We start from the raw sequence: 21521 nt of genomic DNA, 5'->3' as shown, positions 1-21521 counted from the left end.
GCGGCGAAACTTCCCTGCAGGGCCGATACGGATACGGCGCCCGGCGGGACCGGCGTGCGCCGCATTGGCAGCGCACGCCCTATCAGGTGCTTACTCGGCCGCGTCGGGCAGCTGCGCTGCCTGCGCCTCGTCAAGCTTGGTGTTTTCGAGCTCGACGCTGAGGCCCAGCGAGCGCATTTCCTTGACAAGAACGTTGAAGCTTTCCGGAATACCGGCTTCGAACGTGTCGTCGCCGCGGACGATGGCTTCGTAGACCTTGGTGCGGCCGGCGACGTCGTCCGACTTCACCGTCAGCATTTCCTGCAGCGTGTAGGCCGCGCCGTAAGCTTCGAGCGCCCAGACTTCCATTTCGCCGAAGCGCTGACCGCCGAACTGCGCCTTGCCGCCCAGCGGCTGCTGGGTCACGAGCGAGTAAGGACCGATCGAACGGGCATGGATCTTGTCGTCGACCAGGTGGTTGAGCTTCAGCATGTAGATGTAGCCCACGGTCACCTGGCGGTCGAACTGCTCGCCGGTACGGCCGTCATAGAGCGTCGACTGGCCGGTATCCTTGAGACCTGCCAGACGCAGCATGTCGTTGACGTCGGCTTCGTTGGCGCCGTCGAAGACAGGCGTTGCAATCGAAACGCCACGCTTCCACTGGTCGGCGAGACGCAGAACCGAGTCGTCGTCGAAATCCTGGACCTGTTCGGCCTTCGGACCGTCACCGACGACATCGCCGATGGTCTTGCGCAGCGGCTCGATGTTGCCATTGGCCTTGTATGCGTCGATCAGTTCGCCGATCTGGCGACCCATGCCGGCGCAAGCCCAACCCAGGTGGGTTTCGAGGATCTGGCCGACGTTCATACGCGAGGGAACGCCGAGCGGGTTCAGAACGACGTCGACATGCGTGCCGTCTTCGAGGAACGGCATGTCCTCGACAGGCACAATGCGCGAGACGACGCCCTTGTTCCCGTGACGGCCGGCCATCTTGTCGCCCGGCTGGATCTTGCGCTTCACGGCGACGAAGACCTTGACCATCTTCATGACGCCAGGAGGCATTTCATCGCCGCGCTGGACCTTCTCGACCTTGTCCATGAAGCGCTGTTCAAGGCGCGACTTGGATTCGTCGTACTGGCCGCGAAGGGCTTCGAGCTCGCTCTGAACCTTCTCGTCCTCGACGGCGAACATCCACCACTGCGAGCGGGGATATTCGGAGACGACGGCGTTCGAAAGCTCGGTGCCCTTCTTGAAGCCCTTCGGGCCGGCGATGGAGGCCTGGCCGCGCAGCATTTCGATCAGACGGCCGTAGACGTTACGGTCGAGGATCGCCTGCTCGTCGTCGCGGTCCTTTGCAAGACGTTCGATCTCTTCGCGCTCGATTGCCATCGCGCGCTCGTCCTTCTCGACGCCATGGCGGTTGAAGACGCGGACTTCGACGATCGTGCCGTAGGTGCCGGGCGGCATGCGCATGGAAGTGTCGCGCACGTCGGAGGCCTTTTCGCCGAAGATGGCGCGCAGAAGCTTTTCTTCCGGCGTCATCGGGCTTTCGCCCTTCGGCGTGATCTTGCCGACGAGGATATCGCCCGGCTGAACTTCGGCGCCGATGTAGACGATACCGGCTTCGTCGAGGTTCTTCAGCGCTTCTTCCGAAACGTTCGGAATGTCGCGGGTGATTTCCTCAGGACCAAGCTTGGTGTCGCGCGCCATCACTTCGAATTCCTCGATGTGGATGGAAGTGAACACGTCGTCGGCAACGATACGCTCGGAGAGCAGGATCGAGTCTTCGTAGTTGTAGCCGTTCCAGGGCATGAACGCGACGAGCGCGTTGCGGCCGAGCGCCAGGTCGCCGAGATCGGTCGACGGGCCGTCAGCGAGGATGTCGCCGCGGTTGACCTCGTCACCGACGGTGACCAGCGGACGCTGGTTGACGCAGGTGTTCTGGTTCGAACGCTGGAACTTCTGCAGGCGGTAGATATCGACGCCGGATTTGCCGGCTTCGAGGTCTTCGGTGGCGCGGATAACGATACGCGTCGCGTCGACCTGGTCGACCACGCCGCCACGGCGCGCGCCGATGGCGGCGCCGGAGTCACGGGCAACGACCGGCTCCATGCCGGTACCGACGAACGGGGCTTCGGCACGCAGCAGCGGCACGGCCTGACGCTGCATGTTCGAGCCCATGAGCGCGCGGTTGGCGTCGTCATTTTCCAGGAACGGGATGAGCGCGGCTGCGACCGAAACGACCTGCTTCGGCGAAACGTCCATCAGGTTCATGCTGTCGCGGGGTGCGAGCATGACTTCGCCGGCATGACGGCAGACGACGAACTCGTCGACGAAGGAACCGTCGGCGTTCATTTCGGCGTTGGCCTGGGCGACGTAGTACTTCGCCTCTTCCATGGCGGACAGGTAGAGCACGTCGCTCGTCACCTTGCCGTCGACGATACGGCGGTACGGGCTTTCGATGAAGCCGTACTTGTTGACGCGGGCAAAGGTCGCAAGCGAGTTGATCAGACCGATGTTCGGGCCCTCAGGCGTTTCGATCGGGCAAATACGGCCGTAGTGGGTCGGATGCACGTCGCGGACTTCGAAGCCGGCGCGCTCACGGGTCAGACCACCCGGGCCAAGAGCCGACAGACGGCGCTTGTGGGTGATTTCCGAGAGCGGGTTGACCTGGTCCATGAACTGCGAGAGCTGCGAGGAACCGAAGAATTCGCGCACGGCGGCAGCCGCCGGCTTGGCGTTGATCAGATCCTGCGGCATGACCGTGTCGATCTCGATCGAGGACATGCGTTCCTTGATCGCACGCTCCATGCGGAGCAGGCCGAGACGGTACTGGTTTTCCATCAGCTCGCCGACCGAGCGGACGCGGCGGTTGCCGAGGTTGTCGATGTCGTCGATCTCGCCCTTGCCGTCGCGCAGTTCGACCAGCATCCTGACCACGGCCAGGATGTCGTCCTTGCGCAGGATGCGGACGGTGTCTTCGACGGTCAGGTCGAGACGCATGTTCATCTTGACGCGGCCGACGGCGGAGAGGTCGTAACGCTCCGCATCGAAGAACAGCGAGTTGAACATGGCTTCGGCCGATTCCATGGTCGGCGGCTCGCCCGGACGCATGACACGGTAGATGTCGAACAGAGCGTCCTGACGGTTCTCGTTCTTGTCGGCCGAAAGCGTGTTGCGGATATAGGCGCCGACATTGATGTGGTCGATGCCAAGAACCGGGATCTCGTCGAAGCCGTTCGCCAGGATGATGCCGAGCGTCTTCTCGTCGATTTCGTCGCCGGCTTCGAGGTAGATTTCACCGGTGGAGTAGTTGACGATGTCGCCGGCGAGATAGTTGCCGTAGAGATCGTCGTCAGCGGCCTTCAGCGCCTTCAGGCCCTTGTCTGACAGCTGGCGCAGCAGGCGCGGGGTCAGCTTCTTGCCGGCTTCGACGACGACTTCGCCGGTATCGGCGTCAACCATCTCGGTGATCGCCTTGGCGCCCTTCAGCGTTTCCGGCTTGAAGGGAATACGCCAGCCTTCGCCGTCGCGCTTGTAGAGCGACTTCGTGTAGAAGGTGTCGAGGATTTCCTCGCCGTCCATGCCGAGCGCCATCAGCAGCGACGTGACAGGGATCTTACGGCGACGGTCGATACGGGCGTAGACGATATCCTTGGCGTCGAATTCGATATCGAGCCAGGAACCGCGATAAGGGATGACGCGGGCAGCAAAGAGCAGCTTGCCGGAAGAATGGCTCTTGCCCTTGTCGTGATCGAAGAAGACGCCCGGCGAACGGTGCATCTGGGAAACGATGACGCGCTCGGTGCCGTTGACGATGAACGTGCCGTTGTTGGTCATGAGCGGCATGTCGCCCATATAGACGGACTGTTCCTTGATGTCCTTGATCGACTTCGCGCCCGTATCCTCGTCGATATCGAACACGATCAGGCGCAGCGTCACCTTCAGGGGTGCCGCATAGGTCAGGTCGCGCTGACGGCATTCGTCAACGTCGAACTTCGGCGGTTCGAACTCGTAGGATACGAATTCCAGCATCGAAGCGCCGGAAAAATCGGTGATCGGGAAAACCGACTTGAAAACGGCTTGAAGGCCCTCGTCGGGCCGGCCGCCTTTCGGCTCTTCAACCATCAAAAACTGGTCGTAGGACGCCTTCTGAACCTCGATGAGGTTCGGCATTTCTGCGACTTCGGGGATCTTACCAAAAAACTTGCGTACGCGCCTACGACCGTTGAACGAAAGGGTCTGAGCCATCGTCGCTCCTTCAAAATCTTGCACCCGGGCCTGCAACGGACGGGAACCGATGGCCAGTCGATCCCGTCTATCAATGAGTCATCCAATCTCGTCCGACACCCGAAAACGCTCAGCTCGGATTGCTGTGCTGCCCTCGATGCGAGACTATCCTTTTGAAGAACCCATTACCCAAAAGCCGGTTTGACGCGGCTTTTGGGTAATTCGTTCAGAAAAACGGCAAATGGGAGGCAGCAAAGACTGCCTCCCAAAAGCGTTTCAAGATTACTTGACGTCGGCCTTGGCGCCAGCGTCTTCAAGCTTCTTCTTGATGTCAGCGGCTTCAGCCTTGTTGACGCCTTCCTTGACAGCCTTCGGAGCGCCTTCGACGAGGTCCTTGGCTTCCTTGAGGCCGAGACCGGTGATGGCGCGGACTTCCTTGATGACGTTGATCTTGTTGGCACCGGCGTCGACGAGGATAACGTCGAATTCGGTCTTTTCTTCTTCAACGACAGCCGGGCCAGCACCACCAGCAGCGGCAGCAACAGCTACCGGAGCAGCAGCGGAAACGCCCCACTTTTCTTCGAGAAGCTTCGACAGTTCTGCAGCTTCCAGAACGGTCAGAGCGGAGAGGTCGTCAACGATCTTTGCGAGATCAGCCATTTTACTAGTTCCTTTTGTTCGGTTCGAACCGGTTGATTATAAACAGCGAAAAACCGCCTTAAGCGGCTTCGTCCTTCTTGGCGTAAGCCGCGAACACGCGAGCAAGCTGGCTTGCCGGTGCTGCAACAACCCCAGCGATGCGGGTAGCCGGTGTCTGGATCATGCCCAGCAGCTTCGCACGCAGCTCATCGAGCGAAGGCAGGGTCGCAAGCGACTTGACTGCATCGGCGTTGAGCGTGGTTGTTCCCATGGCGCCGCCCAGAACAACGATCTTGTCGTTGGTCTTGGCGAAGTCCATGACGACCTTCGGAGCGGTGATCGGATCGGTGCTGTATGCAATCAGCGTCTGACCCTTGAAGAGATCAGTGATCCCTTCCGCTTCCGTACCCTGAAGGGCAATTTTGGCCAGGCGGTTCTTCGCGACTTTGACGGTACCGCCAGCTGCACGCATCTTCGAACGAAAGTCGTTCATCTGCGCGACTGTGGCACCAGCATAGTGGGCCACGACAACTGAGCCCGAAGCCTTGAAGACTTCGTTCAGTTCCGTGACGAATTCGCGTTTTTCCGCTCTTTCCACTGCCTATCTCCAGTTGGCGGGACCGAAAACGGGCCCGCCGGGTTGCCTTTTGCCTCCCGGGATCATGTGAGATCCCAAGCGACGCTTGAGGATCCTGTCCCCCCGCGCTCCCGCGCCAATCAAGGCTAAAGAGGCACAAGGCATCCAAGGCTCGAACCGATTTCCTAGAAGCGAACTTCATGAAATTCGGGTCTTACCCGTCTCATGCAGGCGAAGTGATTAAGGGAAAACCACCTGCAATCTCGGACAGGATTCCGGATTTCTCCGGAATATTCCGGCCCCTTGCGAGGCCGGAATTTCAGTGACCGGACCGAGGTCCGGCAATCAACTTATGCAGTCGGAGCTGCGGTGACCGAGCCGACTTCAATCTTGACGCCCGGGCCCATGGTCGAGGAAATCGCCACGCGCTTGACGTAGTTGCCCTTGGCGCCAGCCGGCTTCGCCTTGATGACGGCGTCAGCAAAGGCGCGGATGTTTTCTTCCAGAGCCTTGGCGTCGAAAGAGGCCTTGCCGATGCCGGCATGGACGATACCAGCCTTCTCGACGCGGAACTCGACAGCGCCGCCCTTGGAAGCCTTGACGGCTCCGGCGACATCCATGGTGACGGTGCCGACCTTCGGGTTCGGCATCATGCCGCGGGGGCCGAGAACCTTACCGAGACGGCCGACGAGCGGCATCATGTCGGGGGTGGCGATGCAGCGATCGAATTCGATCTTGCCACCCTGGACGATTTCGACGAGGTCTTCAGCGCCGACGATATCGGCACCGGCGGCCTTGGCTTCATCGGCCTTGACGCCACGAGCGAAGACGGCGACGCGAACCGTGCGGCCCGTGCCGTTCGGCAGGTTGACGACGCCGCGAACCATCTGGTCCGCATGGCGCGGGTCGACGCCGAGGTTCATCGAGACCTCGATTGTTTCGTCGAACTTGGCGACAGCCCGTTCCTTGACCATGCCGATAGCCAGGCTCAGAGCGTAGAGCTTAGTGGGATCAACACCTTCGTTGATCTTCTGCGTGCGCTTACCAGCCATGATCTTAACCCACCACTTCCAGGCCCATGGCGCGGGCAGAGCCCTCGATCATCGCCATTGCACCTTCGATATCCGCTGCGTTCAGATCCTTCATCTTGGCTTCTGCGATCGACTTGATCTGAGCCTTGGTGAGGGAGCCGGCCTTGGCGCCCTTGCCGGGCGTCTTGGAACCGGACGTGATCTTCGCTTCCTTCTTCAGCCAGTAGCTGACCGGAGGCTGCTTCATCGCGAAGGTGAAGGACTTGTCCTGGTAATAGGTGATGACGACCGGGATCGGCATACCCTTTTCCATTTCCTGCGTGGCGGCATTGAACGCCTTGCAGAATTCCATGATGTTAATGCCACGCTGACCAAGCGCCGGACCAATCGGCGGGGACGGGTTTGCCGATCCTGCCTTGACCTGAAGCTTGAGCTGGCCTGCAACTTTCTTAGCCATATCTCTCTGCCTTTCATGAACGGCCGGTCGCCCGGCCCGTGATGCCGGATCTCTCCGGCGGCTGCGGTTGCGTGGTGCGGATCATTAGGGTCCGGCTAAGACCCCTCACCTTCCACGCGGGTGCGGACAAGGTCCGCAGGAAACCGGCCGCAAGGGCCTGCTTCCAATCTCTTACAATCAGACCTTCTCGACCTGAGCGTATTCCAACTCGACCGGCGTTGCGCGGCCGAAGATCGACACTTCAACCTTCAGGCGCGAACGCTCTTCGTCCACATCCTGAACCGTGCCGTTGAACGACGCGAACGGGCCGTCGGAAACGCGAACCTGCTCGCCGATCTCGAAGGTAATGGAGGCCTTCGGCCGCTCGACACCTTCCTGGACCTGGCCGAGAATGCGCTCGGCTTCATGATCCGGAATCGGAACGGGCTTATTATCGGAGCCGAGGAAGCCTGTGACCTTCGGCGTATTCTTGATCAGATGGTAGGCTTCATCCGTCAGATTGGCGCGAACCATGACATAGCCCGGGAAGAACTTGCGCTCGCTGTCGACCTTGCGGCCGCGACGCACTTCCACCACCTTTTCGGTCGGCACGAGGATTTTCTCGAACAGGTGCTCAAGCCCCTTCTGGCGAGCCTTGTTCTCGATGTCTTCAGCAACCTTCTTTTCAAAATTTGAATATGCGTGGACGATGTACCAACGTGCCGCCATTTTCATCTCCACCCGTATCAGTTGCCGGTATTGAGCACGAAGCTCAGAGCCCAGCCGATCAGCTGGTCAGCGGCAAAGAAAAACAGCGCGGCGAAAACCACCATCACAAGCACCATGACCGTCGAGATCATCGTCTCGCGGCGCGACGGCCATGTAACTTTGGACGTCTCGGAGCGAACCTGCTGCAGAAACGCAAACGGATTGGATTTTGATGCCATCGACTGCCCACGCAATTACGGCGCGTAAAGCTGAAACTATCAGCCCCACGCACCGCGTGTCTGTTGAACCCTAAATAAACACCGATTCCCGAATAGACAAGAGGGAAACCGAAGTTTAACGAAATTAGTCACCGCCCATCGATCCCCGGCCGGAATGCCGCGAGCACGTCCGCGCTGTCCCGCATCAAGGAAAATGGCAGGGGCAGTAGGGCTCGAACCTACGACCTGCGGTTTTGGAGACCGCCGCTCTACCAACTGAGCTATACCCCTTCATGCCGCTCATTCAGCGCTGGGCCAAGGCCCGCAAATCGCTGCTGAAAAGCATGGCGCTCCCTTTAAGACGGCGACGGCGGATTGGCAAGCACGATTTTCGTTTTTCATAGCCATTCTGCGCATATGCGAGCGATCGGCTTGCTCATCGCGCCACCGATATGGGTTCAGACCTTCACGTATTTCCGCCAATCGTGCTCTTCTTTAAAACCCAGCACTTCGCGAATCTTGCGGTTGGAGAGCAGGCCTTCATATTCGCCGATCTCCCGGGTGAAGGGCACGTTGGGGAAGAATCGCTTGGCAAGCTCCCTCGACGGCGTATTGGCCGAGACGGTGTCGTTGGCCGCGTTGAAGACCTGATAGCCGAGACCGTCCTTTTCGATGCAGAGATGGCAGATCTGTCCGAGATCGCGGGCGTCGATATAGCTCCAGGCAATGCGCTTGCGCATCTCGGGATTGGCGAAATAGGTGGGAAACCTCTCATATTCGTGCGGCTCGATGACGTTGCCGATGCGCAGCGCATAGATGTCGAACCCCGAACGCTCGGCAAAGGCACGCGCCGTCTTTTCGTTGACCACCTTGGAAAGCCCGTAAGAATCCATCGGATTGACGTCGTAGTCTTCCTCCAGCGGGAACTGATGGAAATCGCGATGACCTTCGGCGAAGCAGACCCCGTAGGTCGTCTCGCTGGATGCGACGATAATCTTCCTGATGCCGAGCTTCACCGCCGCCTCGATGACATTATAAGTGCCCATCGTATTGATGCGGAAAGTCTCATTGTCGGGTTTGATCAGAATGCGCGGGATGGCGGCGAAATGCACGACGGCATCGAAGGGTTGCACGCCCCTGCCCGCATCGAGATCGGGAAAATCCCGGTGCATCGACAACGCATTGAAGACCTGACCGCTATCGGTGATGTCGGCAATGAGATTGGTGACGCCGGGACTGTCCAGCGGCACCAGATCGAGGTTGTGAACCTCGTAACCCGCATTGACGAGCCATGGCACGGCATGGCGACCTGCCTTGCCCGAACCGCCCGTAAACAGAATTCGCTTCTTCATGGAATATCCTCCGCATCATCAAATCGGAGGCATAGTTAGACGCTTCCGCGCGAAGAGCAAGCGAGCGTCCTGCAAGGGTTCACCCCCGCGTCGCCAGGAGCAGCCTATCCGGGGCGCCTGGCCGATCATTTCCGTTCACCGCAGACGCCTGCGGTGAACTGCTGAAATCGTCACTTAACGACGGTTACGTCACCGATCTGCACTCCGGCTGCCTGAACAACCTCCTGCGGAATTGCAGCGATGAAAAACATCGTGAAAACATACATCGCGAATATGGTCGCAGCGAACGTGGCCTTTGGAATCATCCGGGCTCTCCTCTTTGCATGAAGGAGTCTGGACTAAAATGAACCAATCACAACTGGTTTCTGAATGTGAGATGAACAAAATACTGTGACGGGCATATTTAACGATATTTTTACAACACCTGTTAATCCCTCAAACAGGCATCAAAACGAAAAAACCCCGCCGTTTCCAGCGGGGTTTTTCCTGAATTTCGGGTAATCCCAGGATTACTCGACGATCGAAGCGACGATACCGGCGCCGACGGTGCGGCCGCCTTCACGGATCGCGAAGCGCAGCTTTTCTTCCATCGCGATCGGAACGATCAGCTCGACGGCAACCGTGACGTTGTCGCCCGGCATGACCATCTCGGTACCTTCCGGCAGCGTCACGATGCCGGTCACGTCGGTCGTGCGGAAGTAGAACTGCGGACGGTAGTTGGTGAAGAACGGCGTATGACGGCCACCCTCTTCCTTCGTCAGGATGTAGGCTTCCGCCATGAACTTCTTATGCGGCTTGACAGAGCCCGGCTTGCACAGGATCTGGCCACGCTCGACGCCGTCACGGTTCACACCGCGAACCAGGGCGCCGATGTTGTCGCCAGCCTGGCCCTGATCGAGCAGCTTGCGGAACATTTCAACGCCGGTCACCGTCGTCTTCGAAGTTGCGCGGATACCGACAATCTCGACTTCTTCGCCAACCTTGACAATGCCACGCTCGACGCGGCCGGTCACAACCGTGCCGCGGCCGGAGATCGAGAACACGTCTTCGATCGGCATCAGGAACGGCTGGTCGATCGGACGCTCAGGCGTCGGGATGTAGGCGTCGACCGCAGCCATCAGCTCGCGGATCGCGTCTTCGCCGATCTTCTTGTCAGAATCTTCAAGAGCAGCAAGCGCCGAACCCTTGACGACCGGGATATCGTCGCCCGGGAAGTCGTAGGACGACAGAAGTTCGCGAACTTCGAGCTCGACCAGTTCGAGAAGCTCGGCGTCGTCAACCTGGTCGACCTTGTTCAGGAACACAACGATCGCCGGAACGCCGACCTGGCGGGCCAGCAGGATGTGTTCGCGCGTCTGCGGCATCGGGCCGTCAGCGGCCGAGCACACCAGGATCGCGCCGTCCATCTGGGCAGCACCGGTGATCATGTTCTTGACGTAGTCGGCGTGGCCGGGGCAGTCGACGTGCGCATAGTGGCGGGCCGGCGTCTCATACTCGACGTGCGCCGTCGAAATGGTGATGCCGCGGGCCTTTTCTTCCGGAGCAGCGTCGATCTGGTCGTACGCCTTGAACTCACCGAAGTACTTCGTGATCGCTGCCGTCAGAGACGTCTTGCCGTGGTCAACGTGGCCGATCGTGCCAATGTTGACGTGCGGCTTGTTGCGCTCAAACTTACTCTTTGCCATTTGAATGCTTCCTGTGAACGAAATGGTGGGCCCCGGCGAACCGGTTTAGTGCCGCCGTTTAAGGCTTTCGGCGACATTGCGCAAGACTTAATTGCAGACGCCATTCTTGGTGTGACAGCGCATATGGGGGACAATTCGCCGGCTGCAAGGCGATTCGCCGGAATGCAGGGGAAAATCACTGAAATCCTTGCAGAAAATCGCGTGGACGGCGGGAGATGAAGCACGGGCGCCCGGGGCCGAGCGCCCTCGCCTGTCAGTCGAGAGCCGCTGTCGCCAGCCTGTTCCGAAAGATCTACGCGCGGAATTATCGCGGCAGCATCGGGCCCATGAACGAGCTTTGGAGAACTGGAGCGGGTAGCGGGAATCGAACCCGCGTATTCAGCTTGGAAGGCTGCTGCTCTACCATTGAGCTATACCCGCGGGGTGGTCCGATCCGATGACGAATGGTGGAGAGAGTTGGATTTGAACCAACGTAGGCTGAGCCAACGGATTTACAGTCCGTCCCCTTTAACCACTCGGGCATCTCTCCAGTTTTTCGTCCGGATCTAGAAGACCAAGTTTGTCAGACTTCGAAGCGATGCCGCCCGTCGTCTGCGCCGCGTATATGACCGGAGCATTTCAGTCTGTCAACACGATGACAACGGAAAAAACACGAAAAATTTCATTCGCCACCGAAAGCCGGCATATGAAAGAAAGCCTATGCGGCGGCGAGCGCCATGGCTATAAAGCCGCATGAGCAAAGACAAAAAACCTGGCGGCAAGGCCGCGACAGACCCATCGGCCAAGGATACGCACTACGCCACGCTGCGGCGCGCCCACCGTGACGCAAAGCGCGAACGCGGCGAGATTCCGACCCCTCAGCCGCAGAAACGCAGGCGCGGGGCTGAGGACTGGAAGCCGCCGGCGCTGGCGCCCGACCAGGTGCATCTCTATGGCCTGCATACGGTGCGCGCCGCCCTCGACAATCCCGAGCGCAAGAAGATCAAACTCTTCGTGACGCAGAACGCGCTGGCGCGGCTCGAAGTCGACGTCGAAACGCTCGGCATTCCCTTCGAGATCGTCTCGCCGCAGGAGATCGACAAGGTGCTCGGCCCCGAGGCGATCCATCAAGGCGTCATGCTGGAAACACGGCCGCTGCCGGTCCGCCGGCTCGAAGCGCTGAAGGACAGCCCTCTCCTGCTCGTCCTTGACCAGGTCACCGATCCGCATAATGTTGGCGCGATCATGCGCTCGGCCGTCGCGTTCAATGCCGGCGCCGTCATCACCACCCAGAGACACAGCCCGACCGAGTCAGGCGTGCTCGCCAAATCAGCCTCCGGCGCGCTGGAACTGATACCTTATATACAGGTGACCAATCTCGCCGATGCGCTCGGTGAACTGCACAAGCTCGGCTTCTCCACCATCGGCCTCGATTCGGAAGGACCTGCGGCGCTCGAGGGCACGTTTTCGGGTGAGAAAGTGGCGCTGGTGCTCGGCTCCGAGGGCAAGGGGCTTCGCCAGAAGACGCGGGAAACCGTCAACGCACTTGCCCGTCTCGACATGCCCGGCGCAATCAAATCGCTGAACGTCTCGAATGCGGCGGCGATCGCGCTTTATGCGGCGCGGCTTTACCTGAAGGCATAGGCTGATCCGCATACGAGCGGCGACAAGGGGGACTGTCATGATCCGTTTGGTCTTTCCGCTCGCGGCTTGCGCAGCCGCCCTCCTCCTCTGCGGCGTGGCGTATGGGCAGGATATCGATCCCGATATCCTCAGAGCACAGGCAGGGACCTATCTCGTCGCGCCGGAAGACGGGCGCGCGGGATGCAGGATGACGCTCGAAACCGACATGGCGATCGGCGGCTATTCGATTTCCGGGCAGGAGGCCTGCACCAAGCCGTTACCATCACTCGCGGATGCCTCTGCGTGGAATTTCGACGGCAATGGCGGCATCATCCTGATCGATCCGACGCGCAAGGTGCTCGCCCGTTTCCTCGAAAAGGAGGGCTCTCCCTTGAAGACGGAAGACGGCAAGCTTTACCTGCTGACCGCCGCCCCCGACGGCGTCGATCACCTGCCGACCTTCGACAGCCTTGCCGGGACGTGGACAATGCAGCGGCCGGACGGAGCAAGGCTTTGCGGCGTAACGCTCGACAGCAATGTCGGGACGGACGGCAACGCGCCATTGTCACTTTCCGGTGACTGCGCTGCCAATGTCGCCAAGCTCAAGCTTGCGGTCTGGCATATCGAGGGTTTCGCCCTCACGCTGATGGGCGGTGACGGCTCGTCGCTCGGATTCGACATGCGCAGCGACGGCAATTTCGACAAATCGAAGCAGGAAGGCGGCAAGCCGCTTTCGCTTGTACGTCGCTGATCCCCACTCAGTCAGGCGTCCTGCAAGTGGTCGGGCCGTCCATCGGCTGTCGCGTCGTATCGCCGGCCGCATAGGCAAGCTCGACGGGATAGACGACCACGCTCGGCAGTTTCTCGATTTCGCTGGCGTGGTCGGGGCTGCGTTTGATTTCCGCCTTGTAGGCCGCGGCGCAATCCGGCAGTTGCTTCGGCGCCAGGCCGGTCTCGGCGGCAATCGCTTTCGCGCAGTCGGCACCTTCGTGGTAGAGCGAGCAGGAAGCGGTGTAGACGCGGCCAAAATCGAGTGTCAGCTCCCCCTTCCCGCTCCTGATCGCGGCAAAATCGTCGCCATCGAGGGAATCGTCGAGCAGTCGCTCGCCCGTCGCCGCATCGTAGACGACGAAGGGCAGCCCGCCGTTCCACCCGTCCGCCGCCCGGAAGAAGACGAAACCGGCGCTGACACCCATGAGATATCCGGCGGTATCGTCCGCGATCACCCGCTCGCGCTCGCTTGTGCGCTCACAAGGCGCATCGGCGGCAAGCAGCGCCAGCTTTTCGGCGCCGACCTCGCCGAGATCGACCTCCTTGACCACGAAGGCCGGATAGTGGCTGCAGGTGATCTTCGGCTTTGCATCGGGATTGAGCTCATCCTTCGGCAACGCGACGACATCCACTTTTATCGGCTTGTCGAAAGCTCGCGCATTATCAGAGGCTCCGGCGAACGAGATGAATGCCGCGACAACGACCGATGCTCTAACCGTCCGTTTCATGACCGTCCCCAACTGTTTCAGGCATCCCTGACACAGTTCAACCCGGTGCGACAGAGGGAAAACGCAAGCCTGAGATAGCCGGGCAAGGCTCGACCGATGCCGGAGAAGTTCGATTTTGCCTTGGAAAGACCTCCTGGACCACTATGATCGGGCGATGACCGATCGCAACGACCGGTCGGAAGCAAGAAGGAACGATCCCGTCATGGCTATTCGACCGCTGATTTTCGGTATCCTCTTCATCGCGGTCTTCGTCGGGATCATTCTCAGCATTATATGGGTGGACACCTCGCATCCGATCCACCAGCCCGATCCCCTGTCGCCGACGGCGCCGGGCCCTGCGACGCCGGGAACGGTGCAATAGATCCGGCAGGAACGCGGATGGCGATCAAGCGTTAATCCCGGAATCGAACGAGGATTGAACGCTTATGCGCATAATGATCGCCGTCGTCGCCTTCATGGTCGTCTCCGTGCTCAGCATCGCGATACTGTCGCCGTCCGGCGCCGGCCAGACCGGCAATGGCGGCAGGATCGAGGCGAGCGTCAACGAGCCCCTTACACATTAAAAACGGCCCGGATGATTTCCGGGCCGATCACCCTCAGCTGCGATAGAGCCAGAAAGGGATAGCGCGATCGCGATGGCGCCACTCGCGGCGTTCCTGCCAACGCTCGGCACGCCACCGCCGCCAGCGGCGGTCATCGTCGCGCCAGTCGGACCGGCGCCAATTGCGGTCGTCGCGCCAGCCACGGTCGCCGCGCCAGTCACCGTCATCACGCCAACGGTCGCCCCGCCAGCTATCATGAATTTGGACGATATCGCCTTGGGCGGCCGTCACACCCGGCCGTTCGGCCGGCATGGCGGAAGCAGGTGCAAGCGATGCGAAAGCCGCACCGGCGGCAATGGTTGCGGTGAGAATAATGTGTGCGAGCTTCATGGCTGCTTCCTCATTGATGATGAGGAGACAATGCGCCGGAGCGGCTGAACTGCCGCTGAAGCAACCCTTCAGCCAGGGTTCATCCAGGGACAGCGTATCGGAGAATAAGAATGGTGCCCCCGCCAGGGTTCGAACCCGGGACCCCCTGATTACAAATCAGGTGCTCTACCAACTGAGCTACAAGGGCAATAGGTGCCCAACTAGCAGATTCTATGATTCTGTAAAGAAAAATTCGTGTCTATGCGGAGAAGTCGGCCGCCCTCAAACGCTTGGCGATAGAAAACGTCCTTGTCGCACCAGCCCTTTATCCGTTAGCTAGAGCAGCTTCACAAAGGGCATTGCATGGGCCGTTCATTTCAGACTCTTTCCTTTATCGCCTCGCCGACGACGGAGGCGCTCGCCGCGCGCGAGGAGTTGATTCGCATCTATGGCGACGTGCCGGCCGACGATGCCGATGTCATCGTCGCGCTTGGCGGCGATGGTTTCATGCTGCAGACGCTGCACAACACCATGAATTCCGGCAAGCTGGTCTACGGCATGAACCGCGGCTCGGTCGGCTTTCTGATGAACGACTATCGCAGCGAACAGCTTCAGGAGCGTATCTGCGTCGCTGTCGAAAACGTCTTCCGGCCGTTGCAGATGACGACGGCCAACGCCGATGGCACCAACTCGACGGCGCTCGCCATCAATGAGGTCTATCTTTTCCGTCAATCCTATCAGGCGGCGAATCTGAGGGTGACGGTGGACGGGCGCGTCCGCCTGGAGGAGCTGATCTGCGACGGGCTGATGGTCGCGACCCCTGCCGGATCGACGGCTTATAATCTTTCCGCCCATGGTCCGATCCTGCCGCTGGAGGCGCCGCTGCTCGCCATGACGCCGGTCAGCGCTTTCCGGCCGCGGCGCTGGCGGGGCGCACTGCTGCCGAACAAGGTGACCGTCGATATCGATGTGCTCGAGCCGGTGAAGCGGCCGGTGAATGCGGTGGCCGACAATACCGAGGTCAAATCGGTGCTGCATGTCCGCATTGCCCAGTCGGAGCATATGACCGCACGCATCCTTTCCGATCCCGACCGCTCCTGGTCCGACCGTATTCTCGCCGAGCAGTTCAAGGATTGAGACGATGGCTGTGCGACGGATATTGATGACCACGGTTTTCCTCATCGGATGGTCGGCCGCAGCCTTGCCGGCGCAGGATGCCATCCTGCCGGCATCGGTGATTTTCGCGACCAGCACCGGCTACTGGGAGGATGACGGCAACGCACCTGATGTCGAGCGGGCGCCGACAGGCGCCGAAAGTGTTGCCAGCCCGCAGGCAAAGGCCACGCAGCGCCACGGCTACTACAAGCTCTTTGCCGTGCGCCAGGCAGACAGGACCTCCAAGGTCTATCTCCAGCAGATTGCCCAGACCGAGACCGGCCCGACGATCGCTTCTACCGTCGAGTTGCAGGAGATCAGCGACCTGAAGCCTTATGTTACCGATATACGCCCCGAAAATTCGAACGGCATCATCAAGGAACCGGGGCTGTTCGCGACGATCTATCTGAAAACCGAGCCCAATGCCGAGCCGGATGGTTGGACCGTGCTGATCGACGAATTCGGCGACATTACCGTCGAAAAAGCGACGAATTGAACCACTGGGAATCGTTCGGGAAGGAGTAGAAGAGATGAAACTCGGCTACCGCGACGGCGTCCTTTACGACAAGAACAGGTCGAATTGGGACGCAAACGGCCCCAGACCGATCAGCTGGTCGCTGTGGTACCGCGCTGCCGATGAGGCGCGGGAAAGCGATACAACGGAAAGAAGCTGGTTCAAGAAGGCGGTCGTCGCCCGCGACGCACCCGTCCGGCCGGATGTCCGGTCCTATCCCCTCGTCCTGTTGTCGCATGGGACCGGCGGATCCGCGGCCGGACTGGAATGGCTAGCGCGACGGCTGGCCGATCGCGGATTTGCAGCACTCGGCGTCAACCATCACGGCAATACCGGTAACGAGCCCTATCGCGCCGAAGGCTTCGCCTGCCTCTGGGAGCGGGCGCCGGATCTGAGCTTCATGCTTGACCACAGCGATGAATGGCTCGGCAATCTCTCCTGTCATATCGATACAACCCGCGCGTTCGCCGCCGGATTTTCGGCCGGGGCCTATAGCGTCGCGCTGCTTCTTGGCGCGGTCGCCCAGTTTTCGCAATTCGAACCATCCAGAATGAAGCCGGGTGGCACGCGCGGACCAAGGGAATTTCCCGATCTTGCCGATCATATCCCGACCTTGCTTCGCAGCAGCGATGTGTTTCGCGATTCATGGTCGCGCATGTCGAAGTCCTACCGGGACGACAGAATCAAGGCCGCGCTCCTGTGCGCGCCGGGCCGGTCCGTTCTCGGTTTCAGCGAGGAAAGCCTGAAAGCTGTCGACGCGCCCGCCCTCATTCTGGTCGGCGACGCAGACAGGGCGGCACCGGCCGCGGAATGTTCGGCATGGCTGCATGCGCGGCTGAGACACAGCACTCTTAAAATCTTCGGCGGCGGCCTTGGGCATTACGTCTTCGTGCCTGAGGGCACCGCACTCGGCCTGGCCTTTGCGGCAGAGCTCTTTACCGATCCCCCTGATATCGAGCGCGCAGCCATCCATGATGAGACTGCCGATCTGTCGGCAGCGCTTTTCCAGCACAGCGCCGTCAAAGGGCTCGCCTGAGCATCAAAAAAGCCCCGTCTCCGGGGCTTTCTCGTCTCAATTCTGCTTTTGTCTATCAGTCCACGTCGTCAACGACTGCGTCGGCGGCGCCGCTGATGCGGTGGGCGAGAGCCGCTTCCATGAACTCGTTGAGTTCGCCGTCGAGCACGTCGTCCGGCGCGGTGCTGGCGACGCCAGTGCGCAGATCCTTGACCAGCTGGTAGGGCTGCAGCACGTAGGAGCGGATCTGGTGGCCCCAGCCGATATCCGTCTTGGAGGCGGCTTCGGCGTTGGCGGCGTCCTCACGCTTCTTCAGCTCGGCTTCATACATGCGGGCGCGCAGCATGTCCCAGGCCTTGGCGCGGTTCTTGTGCTGCGAACGCTCTTGCTGGCACTGCACGACGATGCCGGTCGGCATATGCGTGATGCGCACCGCCGAGTCGGTGGTGTTGACGTGCTGGCCGCCGGCGCCCGACGAACGATAGGTGTCGATGCGGCAGTCGCCTTCGTTGATCTCGATCTGGATCGAGTCGTCGACCACGGGATAGACCCAGATCGACGAAAAGGAGGTGTGGCGACGCGCGTTGCTGTCGTAAGGCGAGATGCGCACCAGCCGGTGCACGCCCGATTCCGTCTTCAGCCAGCCATAGGCATTGTGTCCCTTGACGAGCAGGGTCGCGGATTTGATGCCCGCCTCTTCGCCGTCATGAACTTCGAGAAGCTCGACCTTGAAACGCTGGCGTTCGGCCCAGCGGGTGTACATGCGCAGCAGCATGTTCGCCCAGTCCTGGCTTTCGGTGCCGCCGGCGCCTGAATGAACTTCGAGATAGGTGTCGTTGCCGTCGGCCTCGCCGGAGAGCATCGCTTCCACCTGGCGGCGCGCAGCCTCGGCCTTCAGGGCCCTCAACGTATCCTCGGCTTCCTTGACGACACCTTCGTCGCCCTCTTCCTCGCCGAGCTCGATCAGTTCGATATTGTCGTTCAGCTGTTGTTCCAGCTGCTTGACGCCGCTGATGCCGTCATCGAGTTGCTGGCGCTCGCGCATCAGCTTCTGCGCTTCGGTAGCGTCGTTCCAGAGGTTCGGATCCTCTGCCTTGTTGTTCAACCAGTCCAGCCGTCTTATCGCCTGGTCCCAGTCAAAGATGCCTCCTCAGCAGGGTGATAGCCTGCTTGGTTTCATCGACCACGTTTTCGATTTCGGCTCGCATTTTCCTGCTTTTCTGTAACGGTCTTCTTCAAATGCTGCTGAATAGAGACGCCCGCCGCGGATGTAAAGAGCCGCGGCGGGCGTTCAAAATTCGGCGACGGTCAGAACAGGCCGGGCGTGCCGGTCTGGACGGCCTGGTTTGCCTGCGGCGAGGTCTTCAGGATCTCTTCCGGCGCCATGGTGCTATCCATGCCGATGACGTTGAAGCTGTCGGCCGGGCCGGTGCCTGGTTTGAAGGCCTCGATGATGGTGTTCGGATCGCCGTCGACGGCGGCCATGCCGGTCTTGCGGTCGATCGAAATCAGGTTCATGCCCGGCGGGATGACGAACTTCGATTCCGGCGTGTCCTTGACGGCGGCCTGCATGAATTCGTTGAAGATCGGGGCGGAGAGACCGCCGCCGGTGCCGCCGCGGCCGAGCGGGCCAGGCGTATCGAAGCCCATATAGAGGCCGGCGACCAGATCCGGTGTGAAGCCGACGAACCAGGCATCCTTCTCGTCGTTGGTGGTGCCGGTCTTGCCGGCGACGTCGCGGCCGCCGAGATCGATCTTGCCGGCGGCGGTGCCGCGCTGAATGACGCCCTGCATCATCGAGGTGATCTGATAGGCGGTCATCGGGTCGAGAACGGTCTCGCGGTTGTCGACGACATTCGGCTCTTCCTGGTTCTGCCAGTCGCCGGCATTGCAGCCCTCGCACAGACGCTCCTCATGCTTGAAGATCGTCTTGCCGTAGCGGTCCTGGATGCGGTCGATCAATGTCGGCTTGATCTGCTTACCGCCATTGGCGATGACCGAATAGGCCGAGACCATGCGCAGCACCGTCGTGTCGCCAGCGCCGAGCGACATGGAGAGAACCGGCAGCATGTGATCGTAGATGCCGAAGCGCTCGGCATATTCGGCGACGATGTTCATGCCGAGATCGTTGGCGAGGCGCACCGTCATCAGATTGCGGGAATGCTCGATGCCCGAACGCAGCGTCGACGGGCCGCCGGATTCGCCGCCGTAGTTTTCCGGCCTCCAGACCTGGCCGCCCGAGACGATCTCGATCGGCGCGTCCATGATGACGGAGGCCGGCGTATAACCATTGTCCATCGCGGCGGCGTAGACGAAGGGCTTGAACGAGGAGCCCGGCTGGCGCATCGCCTGGGTGGCGCGGTTGAATTCGGACTGCGAATAGGAGAAGCCGCCGACCATGGCGAGCACGCGGCCGGTTTTCGGATCCATGGCGACCAGGCCGCCCTGCACCTTCGGCGGCTGCTGCAGGCGATAGGAGGTCGAGGCGTCGTCGCCGAGCTTTGCGACATAGACGACATCACCGGGGGCGACGGCGCCGACCGGCGATTTCGTGCTCTTGCGGGCGCTGTCGGCCGAACGGAAGGCCCACTGCATGTTCTTGGCGTCGATCGTGCCGCGTTGACGGTCGGCCGAAACCTTGCCGCTTCCATCCTTGGGTGGCTGCAGGCCGATATCGACGGTGCTGTCGGAGACGGCGAGCACGACGGCAAGCCGCCATTCCGGGACGTCGGCGAGCGCAGGAATATCGGCAAGCGCCTTACCCCAGTCACCGCTTGCATCGATCTGCTTGATGGGCCCGTGGAAACCGCGGCGCTCGTCGTAGGTCACCAAACCGTCCTGCAGCGCCTTGCGGGCAGCGAGTTGCATCTGCGGATCGAGCGAGGTGCGCACCGAAAGGCCGCCTTCATAGAGGACTTTCTCACCATATTGGTCGATCAACTGGCGACGCACGGCTTCGGCGAAATAGTCCGAAGCAAAAAGCGAGGGGCCGGTCGTGCGGGCGGTGACGCCGAGCGGCTGCTTCTTGGCTTCCTCGCCGTCGCTCTGGCTGACATAGCCATTCTCGACCATGCGGTCGATCACCCAGTTGCGACGCTCGAGCGCAGCTTCGGGATGGCGGAAAGGATGATAATTGGCCGGACCTTTCGGTAGCGATGCCAGATAGGCGGCTTCGGCAACCGTCAGTTCGGTAACGGATTTGTTGAAATAGGTGAGTGCCGCGCCGGCGATGCCATAGGAATTCAGGCCGAAAAAAATCTCGTTCAGGTAGAGCTCAAGGATTTTGTCCTTGCTGTAGGCCTGCTCGATACGGAAGGACAGGATCGCTTCCTTGATCTTGCGGTCGATCGTCTGGTCAGAGCTCAAAAGGAAATTCTTGGCGACCTGCTGGGTGATCGTCGACGCGCCGACGGGGCGGCGGCCGGAACCGAAATTCTGCAGGTTGACGAGGATGGCGCGGCCGAGACCGGTGAGATCAACGCCCGGATGGTTGTAGAAATTCTTGTCTTCGGCCGACAGGAAAGCCGCCTTGACGCGGTCGGGGATGGCCTGGATCGGCAGAAAGAGACGCTTTTCCTTGGCGTATTCGGCCATCAGCGCACCGTTGCCGGCGTGGACACGGGTGGTCACCGGCGGCGCATAGCTGTTCAGAACGGCATAATCCGGGAGATCCTTCGCGACGTTGGCGAGATAGATGGCAACACCCGCCGCCGCGACCAGAAACAGGACGCAGGCCATTCCGAAGAAATATCCAAAAAGTCTAACCATATTTTCAGCTACCGGTCTCTTCGATCTTCAATCGGCGCAGAACGCAACGATTGCACGGATCAAGGCAATTTGCACGTTGCGCGGCTTACTCCATGAGCGCTACCGCCACAAGCCGATTCCGCGCCACAGGCTTACGAAACATAAGCCGGAGTAACGGCGCGATTGTGAGGAAAATAGGGCTCTGCCCGCCGCATTCACCGCT

22 protein-coding genes and 4 tRNA genes are annotated in these 21521 nt (G+C 60.6%); 8 read left to right on the top strand and 18 right to left on the bottom strand.

Annotated elements, in window-relative coordinates; translation table 11 throughout:
* Positions 1-90: 90 nt before the first annotated feature.
* The 13 genes from rpoB to K6N12_RS12025 all read right to left on the bottom strand — a co-directional run bounded on the left by rpoB (position 91) and on the right by K6N12_RS12025 (position 11384).
* The gene (gene rpoB / locus K6N12_RS12080; RefSeq protein ID WP_097630070.1) at positions 91-4230 is read right to left on the bottom strand and encodes a DNA-directed RNA polymerase subunit beta; all 4140 of its coding nucleotides are present in this window, start codon (positions 4228-4230) and stop codon (positions 91-93) included.
* 261 nt (positions 4231-4491) lie between these two features.
* A complete protein-coding gene (rplL, locus tag K6N12_RS12075) occupies positions 4492-4869 on the bottom strand; it encodes a 50S ribosomal protein L7/L12 (protein ID WP_064838108.1) in 378 nt (125 codons plus the stop codon).
* Between the two features lie 58 nt (positions 4870-4927).
* A complete protein-coding gene (gene rplJ, locus K6N12_RS12070) occupies positions 4928-5446 on the bottom strand; it encodes a 50S ribosomal protein L10 (protein ID WP_003587203.1) in 519 nt (172 codons plus the stop codon).
* 329 nt (positions 5447-5775) lie between these two features.
* The gene (rplA, locus tag K6N12_RS12065; RefSeq protein WP_049734093.1) at positions 5776-6477 is read right to left on the bottom strand and encodes a 50S ribosomal protein L1; all 702 of its coding nucleotides are present in this window, start codon (positions 6475-6477) and stop codon (positions 5776-5778) included.
* Positions 6478-6481: 4 nt separating this feature from the next.
* Entirely contained in the window at positions 6482-6913 is a 432-nt protein-coding gene (rplK, locus tag K6N12_RS12060; protein WP_003547518.1) for a 50S ribosomal protein L11, read from the bottom strand.
* A 177-nt stretch (positions 6914-7090) separates the two neighbouring features.
* Positions 7091-7621 carry a transcription termination/antitermination protein NusG gene (nusG, locus tag K6N12_RS12055; protein WP_003573823.1) on the bottom strand — a complete coding sequence of 177 codons (531 nt, stop codon included), beginning with the start codon at positions 7619-7621 and terminating at the stop codon, positions 7091-7093.
* Between the two features lie 17 nt (positions 7622-7638).
* Positions 7639-7839 (bottom strand): preprotein translocase subunit SecE, encoded by a 201-nt coding sequence (gene secE / locus K6N12_RS12050; protein WP_003547514.1) that lies wholly within the window; start codon positions 7837-7839, stop codon positions 7639-7641.
* A gap of 194 nt (positions 7840-8033) precedes the next feature.
* Positions 8034-8109 (bottom strand) — tRNA-Trp (locus K6N12_RS12045).
* A gap of 167 nt (positions 8110-8276) precedes the next feature.
* Complete coding sequence (locus tag K6N12_RS12040) at positions 8277-9170, bottom strand: NAD-dependent epimerase/dehydratase family protein (protein WP_097630071.1); 894 nt, start codon at positions 9168-9170, stop codon at positions 8277-8279.
* A gap of 170 nt (positions 9171-9340) precedes the next feature.
* On the bottom strand, positions 9341-9475 hold the full coding sequence (locus K6N12_RS34645) for a hypothetical protein (RefSeq protein ID WP_275593030.1): 135 nt from the start codon (positions 9473-9475) through the stop codon (positions 9341-9343).
* A gap of 204 nt (positions 9476-9679) precedes the next feature.
* The gene (gene tuf / locus K6N12_RS12035; protein ID WP_003573803.1) at positions 9680-10855 is read right to left on the bottom strand and encodes an elongation factor Tu; all 1176 of its coding nucleotides are present in this window, start codon (positions 10853-10855) and stop codon (positions 9680-9682) included.
* A gap of 346 nt (positions 10856-11201) precedes the next feature.
* Positions 11202-11275: transfer RNA gene (locus K6N12_RS12030), tRNA-Gly, on the bottom strand.
* A 24-nt stretch (positions 11276-11299) separates the two neighbouring features.
* Positions 11300-11384 (bottom strand) — tRNA-Tyr (locus K6N12_RS12025).
* Positions 11385-11414: 30 nt separating this feature from the next.
* Here K6N12_RS12025 and K6N12_RS12020 point away from each other — a divergent pair.
* Genes K6N12_RS12020 through K6N12_RS12010 form a run of 3 tightly spaced genes read left to right on the top strand, consistent with a single transcriptional unit; the run spans position 11415 to position 13208 of the window.
* Positions 11415-11591, top strand: a complete 177-nt coding sequence (locus tag K6N12_RS12020; protein WP_165503909.1) for a hypothetical protein — start codon at positions 11415-11417, stop codon at positions 11589-11591.
* A complete protein-coding gene (gene rlmB / locus K6N12_RS12015) occupies positions 11588-12478 on the top strand; it encodes a 23S rRNA (guanosine(2251)-2'-O)-methyltransferase RlmB (protein WP_012557362.1) in 891 nt (296 codons plus the stop codon). Before K6N12_RS12020 ends, rlmB begins: the two co-directional genes overlap by 4 nt.
* 37 nt (positions 12479-12515) lie before the next feature.
* Positions 12516-13208: an AprI/Inh family metalloprotease inhibitor gene (locus K6N12_RS12010; protein WP_097627271.1), complete on the top strand. Its 693-nt coding sequence runs from the start codon at positions 12516-12518 to the stop codon at positions 13206-13208.
* A gap of 7 nt (positions 13209-13215) precedes the next feature.
* Here the strand turns inward: K6N12_RS12010 and K6N12_RS12005 are convergent, their stop codons facing one another.
* The gene (locus tag K6N12_RS12005) at positions 13216-13956 is read right to left on the bottom strand and encodes a hypothetical protein (protein WP_097627270.1); all 741 of its coding nucleotides are present in this window, start codon (positions 13954-13956) and stop codon (positions 13216-13218) included.
* Positions 13957-14110: 154 nt separating this feature from the next.
* Between K6N12_RS12005 and K6N12_RS12000 the strand changes: the two genes are divergently transcribed.
* A complete protein-coding gene (locus tag K6N12_RS12000) occupies positions 14111-14317 on the top strand; it encodes a hypothetical protein (protein ID WP_097627269.1) in 207 nt (68 codons plus the stop codon).
* 64 nt (positions 14318-14381) lie between these two features.
* Complete coding sequence (locus K6N12_RS11995; protein WP_165503910.1) at positions 14382-14519, top strand: hypothetical protein; 138 nt, start codon at positions 14382-14384, stop codon at positions 14517-14519.
* Between the two features lie 33 nt (positions 14520-14552).
* Here K6N12_RS11995 and K6N12_RS11990 read toward each other — a convergent pair whose 3' ends face one another.
* A complete protein-coding gene (locus tag K6N12_RS11990; protein ID WP_097627268.1) occupies positions 14553-14888 on the bottom strand; it encodes a hypothetical protein in 336 nt (111 codons plus the stop codon).
* A gap of 111 nt (positions 14889-14999) precedes the next feature.
* Positions 15000-15075 (bottom strand) — tRNA-Thr (locus tag K6N12_RS11985).
* A 155-nt stretch (positions 15076-15230) separates the two neighbouring features.
* Here K6N12_RS11985 and K6N12_RS11980 point away from each other — a divergent pair.
* The 3 genes from K6N12_RS11980 to K6N12_RS11970 are packed head-to-tail and all read left to right on the top strand — an operon-like array spanning position 15231 to position 17572.
* Positions 15231-16004, top strand: coding sequence for an NAD kinase (locus K6N12_RS11980; protein ID WP_049734088.1), 774 nt, complete (start codon positions 15231-15233; stop codon positions 16002-16004).
* Positions 16005-16008: 4 nt separating this feature from the next.
* Positions 16009-16518, top strand: coding sequence for a hypothetical protein (locus K6N12_RS11975; RefSeq protein WP_097627267.1), 510 nt, complete (start codon positions 16009-16011; stop codon positions 16516-16518).
* Between the two features lie 34 nt (positions 16519-16552).
* On the top strand, positions 16553-17572 hold the full coding sequence (locus tag K6N12_RS11970) for an alpha/beta hydrolase family protein (protein ID WP_097627265.1): 1020 nt from the start codon (positions 16553-16555) through the stop codon (positions 17570-17572).
* A gap of 55 nt (positions 17573-17627) precedes the next feature.
* Here the strand turns inward: K6N12_RS11970 and prfB are convergent.
* A protein-coding gene (gene prfB, locus K6N12_RS11965) for a peptide chain release factor 2 (protein WP_165503911.1) occupies positions 17628-18759 on the bottom strand; the annotation gives its coding sequence in 2 pieces (ribosomal slippage) (positions 17628-18689 and positions 18691-18759; 1131 coding nt in all).
* Positions 18760-18859: 100 nt separating this feature from the next.
* Positions 18860-21319, bottom strand: coding sequence for a penicillin-binding protein 1A (locus tag K6N12_RS11960; RefSeq protein WP_097627261.1), 2460 nt, complete (start codon positions 21317-21319; stop codon positions 18860-18862).
* Positions 21320-21521: the final 202 nt, after the last annotated feature.

Origin of the sequence: Rhizobium redzepovicii (assembly GCF_019793435.1) — a bacterium.
Lineage (GTDB): Bacteria > Pseudomonadota > Alphaproteobacteria > Rhizobiales > Rhizobiaceae > Rhizobium > Rhizobium redzepovicii.
This window is presented reverse-complemented; position numbering and strand designations above follow the sequence as displayed.